The organism is Brevundimonas sp. (assembly GCF_036405315.1).
Classification (GTDB): domain Bacteria; phylum Pseudomonadota; class Alphaproteobacteria; order Caulobacterales; family Caulobacteraceae; genus Brevundimonas.
On sequence record NZ_DASWXW010000035.1, the window covers coordinates 20393 to 31704 of the forward strand.

13 protein-coding genes are annotated in these 11312 nt (G+C 67.3%); 8 read left to right on the forward strand and 5 right to left on the reverse strand.

Annotation, left to right across the window (positions count from 1 at the left end):
• Window positions 1–26: 26 nt before the first annotated feature.
• Window positions 27–404: a VOC family protein gene (locus VGE49_RS02505; RefSeq protein WP_331033009.1), complete on the forward strand. Its 378-nt coding sequence runs from the start codon at window positions 27–29 to the stop codon at window positions 402–404.
• On the opposite strand, the gene VGE49_RS02510 is transcribed toward VGE49_RS02505, so the two are convergent.
• Window positions 401–1549: an acyltransferase family protein gene (locus VGE49_RS02510; protein ID WP_331033010.1), complete on the reverse strand. Its 1149-nt coding sequence runs from the start codon at window positions 1547–1549 to the stop codon at window positions 401–403. The genes VGE49_RS02505 and VGE49_RS02510 overlap by 4 nt on opposite strands.
• A gap of 224 nt (window positions 1550–1773) precedes the next feature.
• On the opposite strand from VGE49_RS02510, the gene VGE49_RS02515 reads away from it, so the two are divergent.
• Complete coding sequence (locus VGE49_RS02515; RefSeq protein ID WP_331033011.1) at window positions 1774–2604, forward strand: alpha/beta fold hydrolase; 831 nt, start codon at window positions 1774–1776, stop codon at window positions 2602–2604.
• Window positions 2605–2610: 6 nt separating this feature from the next.
• Here the strand turns inward: VGE49_RS02515 and folE are convergent, their stop codons facing one another.
• Entirely contained in the window at window positions 2611–3198 is a 588-nt protein-coding gene (gene folE / locus VGE49_RS02520; RefSeq protein ID WP_313001184.1) for a GTP cyclohydrolase I FolE, read from the reverse strand.
• Window positions 3199–3348: 150 nt separating this feature from the next.
• On the opposite strand from folE, the gene fliQ reads away from it, so the two are divergent.
• The 4 genes from fliQ (at window position 3349) to cckA (ending at window position 7768) form a co-directional block, all read left to right on the forward strand.
• Complete coding sequence (gene fliQ, locus VGE49_RS02525; protein WP_178826696.1) at window positions 3349–3615, forward strand: flagellar biosynthesis protein FliQ; 267 nt, start codon at window positions 3349–3351, stop codon at window positions 3613–3615.
• 7 nt (window positions 3616–3622) lie between these two features.
• Window positions 3623–4393 (forward strand): flagellar biosynthetic protein FliR, encoded by a 771-nt coding sequence (gene fliR, locus VGE49_RS02530; protein WP_331033012.1) that lies wholly within the window; start codon window positions 3623–3625, stop codon window positions 4391–4393.
• On the forward strand, window positions 4386–5462 hold the full coding sequence (flhB, locus tag VGE49_RS02535) for a flagellar biosynthesis protein FlhB (RefSeq protein WP_331033013.1): 1077 nt from the start codon (window positions 4386–4388) through the stop codon (window positions 5460–5462). The genes fliR and flhB overlap by 8 nt, the downstream gene beginning before the upstream one ends.
• 212 nt (window positions 5463–5674) lie before the next feature.
• Window positions 5675–7768, forward strand: a complete 2094-nt coding sequence (gene cckA / locus VGE49_RS02540; protein ID WP_414643589.1) for a cell cycle histidine kinase CckA — start codon at window positions 5675–5677, stop codon at window positions 7766–7768.
• 101 nt (window positions 7769–7869) lie between these two features.
• Here the strand turns inward: cckA and VGE49_RS02545 are convergent, their stop codons facing one another.
• From VGE49_RS02545 to VGE49_RS02555, 3 genes are all read right to left on the reverse strand, one after another.
• The gene (locus tag VGE49_RS02545; RefSeq protein WP_331033014.1) at window positions 7870–9030 is read right to left on the reverse strand and encodes a serine hydrolase domain-containing protein; all 1161 of its coding nucleotides are present in this window, start codon (window positions 9028–9030) and stop codon (window positions 7870–7872) included.
• Window positions 9031–9398: 368 nt separating this feature from the next.
• On the reverse strand, window positions 9399–9662 hold the full coding sequence (locus tag VGE49_RS02550; protein WP_331033015.1) for a hypothetical protein: 264 nt from the start codon (window positions 9660–9662) through the stop codon (window positions 9399–9401).
• Between the two features lie 87 nt (window positions 9663–9749).
• A complete protein-coding gene (locus tag VGE49_RS02555; protein WP_331033016.1) occupies window positions 9750–9938 on the reverse strand; it encodes a hypothetical protein in 189 nt (62 codons plus the stop codon).
• A gap of 190 nt (window positions 9939–10128) precedes the next feature.
• Here VGE49_RS02555 and VGE49_RS02560 point away from each other — a divergent pair, with 190 nt between their 5' ends.
• Window positions 10129–10740, forward strand: a complete 612-nt coding sequence (locus tag VGE49_RS02560; protein WP_331033017.1) for a superoxide dismutase — start codon at window positions 10129–10131, stop codon at window positions 10738–10740.
• Between the two features lie 168 nt (window positions 10741–10908).
• Window positions 10909–11312 (forward strand): 30S ribosomal protein S4 (gene rpsD, locus VGE49_RS02565; protein WP_331033018.1); only part of this gene is annotated, 404 nt, incomplete at its 3' end.

Consider the following 11312-nt stretch of genomic DNA (forward strand, 5'->3'; position numbering starts at 1 on the left):
TTCTCTCCGGATCAGGGAGAGACCTCATGCTCAAGAACAAGAATTCCTCGGCCATCGTGGCGGTGAAGGATCTGGATCGCGCCAGGGCCTTCTATTCCGACGTGCTGGGGTTGAACTTGGCCGACACCTCGAACGAGGACATGCTGGGCTATCGCACCGGCAACACCTGGCTGACGGTCTACAAGTCCGACTTCGCCGGGACCAATCAGGCCAACGCCGTCAGCTGGGACGTCGGCGTCGAGCTGGACGATATCGTCGCGGGCCTGAAGGCCAAGGGCGTGACCTTCGAACAGTATGACGCCTTGCCGCACGAGGGCGATATCCACACCTGCGGCGCCCTGCGTCTAGCCTGGTTCAAGGACCCCGACGGCAATATCCTGCATCTGGTCGGCTCGATGGGCTAGCCCTCCAGCGAGACCACCGGGTCCTTGATCTCGGCGCGGGCGTGTCCGCGTTTCTTCAGCCAGGCGCGGATGCGTTTCTGGATCGGATTGTCGACGCCGTAGTGGAGCAGGAAGGCGAAGACGAAGGCCGCGCCGACGCCCATGACCCACAGGCCCCAGCGCGCGGCCTCGCCCAGGCTCAGCTTGTTCGCCGCAGCCTCGGCCAGACCGAACCAGCCGATGCGGACCACTTCGTTGGAGATGAACATGGAGAAGGAGACGACCGCCGCCTGCTCCACCAGCTTCGACGGCCGCTTCACCGGCACGGCGCCCGCCGCCAGGATGATGATCGAGATGAAGGCCAGCGAGATCAGGGCGTGCTTGTCGAAATACTGCGCGATCGCCAGACCGACGGTCGCCAGCAGCAGGGCCCATCCGGCCAGACGGGGATGGATCCAGACGCCCTGCGCGAACCAGGCCAGGCCCATGCCCAGGACGAACAGCGGCAGGGCGCGCCAGATGCCGAGGTTCAGCGGCATCTGATAGACGGGATACTTCAGGATGGCCCAGCTCAGCTCATTGGCCGCCAGATAGCCGATGACCACCAGGCCCAGCGCCAGCCACGGCCCGACCCGCGTCAGGCCGCGCAGCACCCAGGGGAAGGCCAGATAGCAGCCCAGCAGGGCCGAGATCGACCAACTGGGCGCGTTCCAGCCGAGACCGCCATGCACGCCGAACGACTGGACCAGGGCCAGTTGGGCCGGCAGCTGGTCCCAGGCGAACCACTCGGGATGGCTGGGCGGCAGGCCGATCGCCGTGCCCAGCAGCACCATGGCGACCAGCAAGGCCCCCATGATCAGGTGGGCTGGAAACACCCGCAGCGACCGCTTGAGGAAGAAGTCCGTCTTCGACATCCGCCCGCTTCCGACCGATGAGGCGTAGACGCGCATCAGCACATAGCCGCTGTCGATCAGGAAGAAGTTGGTCAGCAGGAAGCCGCCCCGCTCGAACACCGGATGCACCGCCTCGGCCAGGGCGTGGGGCGCCGAGGCCTGGAAGTGATGCAGGATGATCAGCGAGGCCACGATGAACCGCAGCGCGTCCAGCCACCCCCCGCGCATGATCGGCGGCGGCTCATTATGAGACGAAAACGCGGTCCAGCCCATGAAGAAGGCCTCCTTCGGTCGCGGGACTCGCAAGAAGGAGGCCGCGCGGATTCGTGATCGGCTGGCCGGGCGCGACGAGGTCCGGGCCGTGTTAGGTTCTGGCGCGGGGCGACCTTCCGGCCCCTTCAGTTCCTGCCCTGGCGCACGGCCCTGGCCCGTGACGCAGGCGCGTGCGTGCTCCTTTTCAACGGGCCCGCGGGCCCATGGCGACAGGATGCTTACCCATGCCTTTCATCACGACCGACGACGGGACCGAGATATTCTACAAGGACTGGGGCGAGGGGCAGCCGCTGGTCTTCCATCACGGCTGGCCGCTCAGCGCAGACGACTGGGACGCCCAGATGCTGTTCTTCCTGGGGCAGGGCTATCGCGTCATCGCCCATGACCGGCGCGGGCACGGCCGCTCGACCCAGACGGCCGAGGGCAATGAGATGGACACCTACGCCGCCGACGTCGCGGCCCTGGCCCGGCGCCTGGACCTGAGGAACGCTGTTCACATCGGCCACTCGACCGGCGGCGGAGAGGTGGCGCGCTACGTCGCCCGCCACGGCGAGCCGGACGGGCGCGTGGCCAAGGCGGTGTTGATCGGGGCCGTACCGCCGCTGATGCTGAAGACCGCGGCCAACCCTGGCGGCCTGCCGCTGGAGGTCTTCGACGGCTTCCGCGCCGCCCTGGCGGCCAACCGGGCGCAGTTCTATCGCGACGTGCCGGCCGGCCCCTTCTACGGCTTCAACCGGCCGGGCGCGCAGGTGTCGCAAGGCGTCATCGACAACTGGTGGCGTCAGGGCATGCAGGGCGGGGCCAAGGCCCACTACGACTGCATCAAGGCCTTCTCCGAGACCGACTTCACCGAGGATCTGAAGGCCATCAGCGTGCCGACCCTGGTCCTGCACGGCGACGACGACCAGATCGTGCCGATCGACGACTCGGCTCGGCTGTCGGCGCCTCTGCTGAAGAACGGGACGCTGAAGGTCTATCCTGGACTGCCCCACGGCATGTGCACCACCCACGCCGACGTCATCAACGCCGACCTGCTGGCCTTCATCCGCAGTTAGTCGAGATCAGCCCCGGACGAGGCGCAGGAATTCCTCGCGCGTCCGGGGGTCTTCGCGGACCGTGCCGAGCAGGCAGCTGGTGGACAGGCTGGCGCCGGGGACATCGACGCCGCGCATGGTCATGCAGCTGTGCTCGGCCTCGATGACCACGCCGACGCCGTGGGGACGCAGCACGTCCTGGATGGCGTGGGCGATGTCCGATGTCATCTTTTCCTGGATCTGCAGGCGTCGCGCGAAGCCGCGCACCACGCGGGCCAGCTTGGAGATGCCCACGACCCGGTCGGTCGGCAGATAGCCGACGTGGGCCACGCCGACGACCGGCAGCATGTGGTGTTCGCAGAAGCTGACGAAGCGGATGTTCTTCAGCACGACCAGCTCGTCGTAGCCGCCGACCTCCTCGAAGGTCTTCTCCAGATATTCGCGCGGCTCGACCTCATAGCCCTGGAACAGCTCGCGATAGGACTTGGCCACGCGCTTGGGCGTCTCCACCAGACCCTCGCGGTCGGGATTGTCGCCCGCCCACTGGATCAGGGTGCGGACGGCGGCTTCGGCTTCGGCCTGCGAGACGGAGGGTTTGTGCGCGTGGTCGGTCATAGCGTGTCCATATAGCTGGGCGCGGCGATCAATCCAGCCGTCAGATCGCCATCGTCAGAAATGGAATGTACGCTTGGGCGGACAGATTGGGTTTCCTAAACGGCCTGTTAACCATCCTGTCGGCATTTTCTGCCGAGTTCCCGGGAGTGGCTGATGAACGGCGCGGAAGTTCTGGATGTGGGCCGTGACGCCATCTGGCTGACGATCCAGCTGTGCGCGCCCGTGCTTGTGGTCGGCCTGGTGGTCGGGGTGGTCATCGGCCTGTTTCAGGCCCTGACGCAGATTCAGGAGCAGACCCTGATCTATGCGCCCAAGATCATCGCCATCTTCGTCTCCCTGCTGCTGTTCCTGCCGCTGATGGGCGCGCTGCTGGGCGGCTTCATGCGCGAGATCGCCGCCCGCATCGCCGGGATGTAGTCGCCGGATGGAGCCTTACGCCACCGCCGATCAGATCTGGGCCGGCGGGCTGATCTTCGCGCGCGTCGGCGCGATCCTGATGACCATTCCCGGCATCGGCGAGAGCTATGTGCCGCCGCGCGTTCGCTTGTCGCTAGCCCTGCTGCTGTCGCTGGTGCTGTGGCCGCTGGTGGCGGGGATGCTGCCGGCCCTTCCGCCGACCCTGGGAGGCATGGTCGGCTGGATCATCCGCGAGGTCCTGACCGGCCTGGCCATCGGCGTCATCCTGCGCAGCTTCATGACCGCCCTGGTCACGGCAGGCGAGATCGTGTCGGCGCAGACGACCCTGGGCTTCGCCCAGAGCGCCAACCCGCTGCAGGCCCAGCCCGGCTCGACCCTGTCGGCCTTTCTGATGCTGCTGGGGGTGACGCTGATCTTCGCCACCAACACCCATCACCTGTTCATCGCGGGGGTCCTGGGGTCGTATGAGGCCATCGCCCCGGCCAAGCCGCTGATCGCCGCCGACTTCGCGGCCCTGGCGGTCAAGACCCTGGGGCAGAGCTTCATGCTGGGGGTGCAGCTGGCGGCGCCGGTCATGGTCTTCGCCCTGATCTTCAACCTGGCCTCGGGTCTGGTGGCGCGGGTCATGCCGTCGTTCCAGGTCTATTTCGCCGCCGCGCCGCTCAGCGTCCTTCTGGGCCTGTCGATCTTCGCCCTCAGCCTGGGGGTGATGGGGACCATCTTCATCGACCGCTATCGCGCCGCCGCGCGGGTGTTCACGGGAGGCGCGCTTGGCTGAAGGCGCCGATCCCGAGTCCAAAACCGAAGAGGCCTCCCCGCGAAAGCTCGAGGAGGCCCGCAAGAAGGGCGACGTCGCCAAGTCGCCGGACGTGGCGGCGGCCATGTCCCTGGCCGGGGCGGCGGCGGTGCTGCTGATCGGCGGCGGCTACTTCTCGCAGCAGATGGCCGAGCAGCTTCTGCCCTTCCTGGCCGAGCCGCACGCCATGATCGGCGGGCTGGAGGCCGGGGCGGGCGTCGAGATCGGCATGCGCGCCGTCTGGGCCGTGGCGCCCTTCCTGGCGGCCCTGATGCTGGCGGTCATCGTCGGCGGCGTGGGCGGCAATCTGGCCCAGTCGGGCATTCTGTTCACCGCCGAGAAGATCAAGCCCAAGTGGTCGGCGGTGAATCCGCTGGAGGGCTTCAAGCGCATCTTCGGCCCGGACGGCATCGTCCAGTTCATCAAGACCTTCCTCAAGCTGGCGGCCGTCTGCGCCGTCTGCTGGTGGGTGCTGAAGCCCCACGCCCGCGAGTTCGAGAACCTGGCCGCCATGAGTCCGGCCATGATCCTGCCCTTCGCGCGCGACCTGGCGGGCTCGCTGATGATCTCGGCCCTGATCTTCCTGGCCTTCACCGCCGGAGCCGACTTCATCTGGCAGAAGTTCCGCTTCGCCAAGCGGATGCGGATGACCAAGGAAGAGATGAAGGAGGACTTCAAGCAGTCCGAAGGCGACCCGCACGTGAAGGCCAAGCTGCGCCAGATCCGCATGCAGCGCAGCCGCCAGCGCATGATGCAGGCCGTGCCGACCGCCACCGTCATCGTCACCAACCCTACCCACTATTCGGTCGCCCTGCGCTATGAGCCGGATCAGGGCGACGGCGCGCCGATCTGCGTCGCCAAGGGCGTGGACGCCCTGGCCCTGCGCATCCGCGAGGTGGCCAGGGAACACGACGTGCCGATCGTCGAGAACGTGCCCCTGGCCCGCGCCCTCTATGCGGCGGTCGAGGTGGACGACGTCATTCCGCGCGAACATTTCGAGGCGGCGGCCAAGGTCATCGGCTTCGTCATGCAGGGGCGCAAACGGCGGTGAGGACGCGGCGATGCAGGCGGCGCTTTCCTCCCCATTCCATGGGGAGGGGCGCCGCAAAGCGGTGGAGGGGGCGACGCGATGTCTGACGTCCTTGCGCTGTCGTTCGATCGCGGCGCCGCCCCCTCCGTCTCGCTCGCTGTGCGGTCGATCCACCTCCCCACGGAATGGGGAGGAAAGGTTTGTCCCGTTATGGCGCAGGCCAGAGCTTCGATATGCTGACGACCACTGATTCGCGCGGGCGGGACGCCATGACGATTTCCAGGACGAAAGCGGCGGCGACGCGCCGTCCGACCTTCGACCCCCTGCTGGTCTTGATGGCGCTGGGCTTCGCCCTGGCGGTCGCGGCCATGGTCTATCCGGCCTTCCGGGCCAATGCGATGACGGCGCCCGGCCTGATCCTGATCTTCGCGGCCGGGGCCACGGCCCTGATCTGGCTGTTCGCCTTCGGCCGCGCCGAGGTGCGCCGCGCCCACGGCGACACGGCGGTCGAGATGCTGGACGCCATGGCCGAGCCCGCCGCCCTGGTGTGGCCGTCGGGTCAGGTCCTGGCCTACAACGGGGCCTGGGCCGAGGAGAACGGCGCCGTCACTTCGCTTCCGCGCGGCAAGTCGGCGCAAGCCCTCTACATGGCCTTCGCCCAGGCCCGCGAGGGCCATCAGGGCCGCGCCATCGTCCAGATCGGCGCGCGCGAGATCGAGGTCCTGATCGGTCAGGCGGGGCAGGGGCGTTTCCTGGTCCGCGCCGCGCCCGACGCCGTCCTGCCGGTGCCCCAGGCCGCCCCCGTCGCCGCCCCCGCCAAGGTCAGCGGCGAGGCCCGCGCCATGGCCGCCGGCGCCCCTTTCGGGTCCACGGTGATCGCCGGCGACGACCTGTTCGCGGGCAGGGCCGAGGATTCCAACGCGGCGCTGGCCGTCCTGACCGGCCCGGCCGCCTCGGGCGACGCCGCCTTTGGCCACCTGTTCGACCTGGCGGGCGTGACCGAGGCGAGGACCAAGCTGGCCGCCGGGTCTTCGGGTCCGATCGAGCTGGTGGCCCGCGCCTACCCCGACCGCCACCTGCACCTCTATGTCGCCCCGGAAGGAGACAAGCGCCGCGTCTGGCTGTTCGACGTCTCGGCCCAGAAGTCGATGGAGCTGCAGCTGTCGCAGGCCCAGAAGATGCAGGCCGTGGGCCAGCTGGCCGGCGGCGTGGCCCACGACTTCAACAACCTGCTGACCGCCATCCAGATGCAGCTGTCCGAGCTGCTGGAACGCCACCCGGTCGGCGACCCCTCCTATGACGGGCTGAACCAGATCCGCCAGACCGGCATCCGCGCCGCCGATCTGGTGCGCAAGCTGCTGGCCTTCTCGCGCAAGTCCACGGTGCGGCGCGAGCGGCTGGACCTGGGCGAACTGGTCGGCGAGTTCGCCGTCCTGCTGCGCCGCCTGCTGCGCGAGGACGTGCGGCTGGAGACCGACTACGGCCGCGACATGCCGCTGGTCCTGGCCGACAAGAGCCAGCTGGAAACCGCCGTCATGAACCTGGCGGTCAACGCCCGCGACGCCATGCGCGGCGTGGTCGAGCCGGGCGCGGGCGTGGTGACGATCAAGACCCGCCGCCTGACCGAGGCCCAGGCCCGCGACATGGGCTGGCGCGAGGCGGCCGGCGAGATCGCCCTGATCGAGGTGTCCGACACCGGCCCCGGCGTGCCGCCCGAACTGCTGGACAAGATCTTCGAGCCCTTCTTCACCACCAAGGCGGTCAACGAGGGCACCGGCATGGGCCTGGCCACCGTCTACGGCATCGTCCAGCAGGCGGGCGGCCACATCAGCGTGAGCAATCTGGAGGGCGCCGGCGCCGCCTTCCGCATCTTCCTGCCCGCCGCCTCGGCCGAGGAACTGGTCGCCGCCCCCGTGGTCGAGAAGGCGGTCAAGGCCGCGCCGCGCGACCTGTCGGGCGCGGGCCGCATCCTGTTCGTCGAGGACGAGGCCGCCGTGCGCGGCATCGCCGCCCGTCTGCTGCGCCAGCGCGGCTATGAGGTGATCGAGGCCGCCGACGGCGAGGAGGCCCTGATCCTGGCCGAGGAATGGGCGGGTCAGATCGACATGATGATCTCCGACGTCATCATGCCGGGGCTGGACGGCCCGTCCCTGCTGCGCAAGGCCCGGCCCTTCCTGGGCGACGCCCCGGTCATGTTCATCTCGGGCTATGCCGAGAGCGACTTCTCGGACCTGCTGCAGGACGAAACCGGCGTTTCCTTCCTGCCCAAGCCGCTGGACATCAAGACCCTGGCCGAACGTGTGAAGCAGGAACTGCACGCCGCTTAGGCCTTCAACGCCCGTCATCCCGGGGCTGCGCTTTGCTATCCTCGGGATGACGGCGGGGAAGGCTCGGGCGTGAGAGCCGCCCTCGCGACAAGACGCTATCGTCAGTTTTCGACAGCGAGGTCGGGGATGTATTGCGAGGCGATCTTGTCGACGAACTTCTGGGGCGAAGCGCCCATCAGGTTCGTCAGAACGATCACCGTAAGGTCATCCTCGGGGTAGATGAAGATGGCCGCGCGATCGCCGCCCGTGGGCGTGATCGCCGGATGTTCCGCGCGGCGGATGGACGGCCAGCCCAGTCCATAGCCGTTGATGGTCCGGTTGAAGCCGCGATAGCTTCCGTCGGGCAGTTGCTGCGGCGTCCAGAGCTGTTCGAGGCCCCTTTCGCTGACCAGTTTCCGATTCTGCAGCGCGATAACCCATGCGGCCAGATCTCTGGCCGTAGTCTGAACGCCGCCGGTGGGATGCATGTAGGCCGGCCAGGTCTCATGGCGCGCCATCGGGGTCTCGCTGCGCTCGACGCCGATGGCCCTCATGCCCTCCATCTTCAGCGTCAGATAGGTATAGAGCGAGGCGAGCTCGGGCACGGTGTCGGCGGTGTGTCCAAAGCGCGCCTGCTGCATGCCCGCCGCGTTGAACTGCCCCTCGCGAACGAAATCAACGAAGCGCTTGCCCGAGATCTTCTCGATGATCTTGCCTATCAGGGCATAGCCGGTCTGATTGTAGGCGTACTGCGTCCCGGGCGCAGATCTCAGGGGAAGTTCCTGCACCTTCGCCCAGGCGGCGTCGGGCTCGGCGCCGTCGATCAGTCGGGTGTTGTCGTCAATGATCTCGGGCAGGCCGGACGTGTGCGTCAGGATCTGGCGGACGGTGATCTCTTCCCAGGACGGCGGAAGCCCTTCGAGATACTGCGTCACCGATGCATCGAGATCGAGTTTTCCGGCCTCGACAAGCTGCATCGCCGCGACGCCGGTGAACGCCTTGCTGATCGAATTGATGCCGAAGACAGTGTGTTCCGTCACAGGCTTCGCGGTCTCGAGGTCGGACTGGCCGTAAGCGCCCGAGAAGATGATTTCGCCGTTTTTCACGATCGCCAGCTGGAGCCCCGGAATACGGCGAGAAGCCATCTCGCTTTGGACCAGGCGTTCAATCGCGACGGTCTTGCTGTCCGCTTCTGCGATCTGCGTTGTGCGGGCGTTTGCGCTATCGGCAAGACCGCCGATGATCGCAATCAGGCCGATTGCGGCAGGAATTTTGTTCAGCATTCTTTTGGTTATCCAGAGCTTAGGGCGCAACGACGCGTTGACTGAGAGATGGGCTGGTCACGGTCATCGGTTGACCCGTTCGCTGCACGCTCGTCCACCCAGGCTCGGTCAATGGTACGCCTGGATCGGTGAACAGCAGTGCATCCCGGCGAACGGTTGCCTCAAGGGGGCTGTCGGGTTCGGGGCAGCAGCGGCCCGGGCAGGAACACGGACGGGCATGACCCGCCACATCCACCCATAGCGAACATTCGACGCAGCCGTTTTCGACTCTCGCCCTCCGTCCCGAAGTGGGGAGAGATGAACACGGGCTCAGCCTCCTTTCCTCCCGATCGCTGCACGACAGGGAGGAAGGCGATCACTTTGTCGGACTAGGCGTCGCCGCCCGTCCGGGTTCGCTCGACCGTCGTGGTGGTTTCGCCGTTGGGCCCGCTGGTCGTGGTGGTGGTTGTCGTCGTGGTCCGTTCCCACAGGGTGCAGTCCATTGACGAGCCGCCGCCGGGCTGCGGGGTGGTTCGGCATTGGGCCCTGGCGGCGTCCGCAGACCGCACCGCCTCCGCCGGGCCGGCGGCGCAGGCGAACAGGGTGAGTCCGGCGGCCAGGACGGCGGCCAGGACGGCGCAAGGTTTGAGCATGGCGATGCTCCCCACAACTCCCGTTCGCGCCAGTCTGCCTGACCCGGCGCGCCGCGCAAGCGTCAGCCCCGCCATCCGGCCAGAGGTCTAAACCCTCAGATCAAAATGGCGCGGTTCGGCGCCGCGCCGTTCGCGGGCGGCGTCGTGCAGGGCGTCGGCCAGGTCGAGCAGGTGGTGGCGGCGCAGGCGAGGGATGATCTCCAACAGTTGCAGCCGCAGGGTCTCGGCTTGGGCGTCGCTCAGCGGCGCGATTGGGCGGGTGGATCGGGCAGGCACGGCGATCCTCCATGAGCAGGGCCTCGGGAGGCGAGGCGATGTCTAAAAACGGCTGTTTCGCCCATCCGGTTCCAGATCGGGCGTCGTCAGGCGAAAAACTGAACAAACGCCGCCGTAAGGGCTTGGGTCTTTCGTGCGCCGCCCTAGATAGGGGCCAGACGAAATCCAAACGCCCAAGAGGAAGCTCCCCATGGCCTTCACCCTGCCCCCGCTGCCCTACGCCCACGACGCGCTGGAGCCCGCCATCGACAAGGAGACGATGAGCTTCCACTATGACAAGCACCATCAGACCTATGTCGACAACCTGAACAAGGCCGTGGCCGCGGCGGGCGTCGAAGGCCAGTCGTTCGACGAGCTGTTCGCCAAGATGTCGACCCTGCCGGTCGCCGTGCGCAACAACGCCGGCGGCGTGTGGAACCACACCTTCTTCTGGGAGGGCCTGGCCCCCGTCGGCACGGGCGGCGCGCCCTCGGCTGAACTGGCCGCCGCCATCGACGCCGACCTGGGCGGCATGGACGCCTTCAAGGAGGCCTTCAACGCCGCCGGCCTGGGCCGCTTCGGTTCGGGCTGGGCCTGGCTGATCGTGCAGGACGGCAAGCTGAAGATCATCTCGACGCCGAACCAGGACAACTCCCTGATGGACTTCGCTGAGGAGAAGGGCGCGCCCCTGCTCGTCGCCGACGTCTGGGAGCACGCCTACTATCTGAAATATCAGAACCGCCGCGCCGAGTTCCTGGCCGCCTTCTGGTCCATCGTGAACTGGAACAAGGTCAACGAGCTGTACGCCGCCGCCAAGGGCTGAAACGCCCGTCTGGCTTGACTCTGGAGGGGCGGGCCTTCATAAGCCCGCCCTTCTCGCATCGGGTTTCGGCCCGAGGCGCGAACTGACTACGGACGATGCGTGGACCGCCGTTGAGATCGCCGCTCCAATCGGGGAGGGGCCGGGCCGCATCAGCATGAAGAGTGACCTATGTCCAAGCGCCATAGCGCCAAGTACAAAATCGACCGCGCCATGGGTGAAAACCTGTGGGGCCGCGCCAAGTCGCCGGTCAACAAGCGTTCGTACGGCCCGGGCCAGCACGGCCAGCGTCGTAAGTCGAAGGTTTCGGACTTCGGCCTGCAGCTGAAGGCCAAGCAGAAGCTCAAGGGCTACTACGGCAACATCACCGAGAAGCAGTTCTCGGCCATCTACGCCGAAGCCGGCCGCCGCAAGGGCAACACCTCGGAAAACCTGATCGGTCTGCTGGAATCGCGCCTGGACGCCATCGTCTACCGCGCCAAGTTCGTCCCGACCGTCTGGGCCGCTCGCCAGTTCGTCAGCCACGGCCACGTGACCGTCGACGGCAAGAAGGTCGACATCGGTTCGTACCGCGT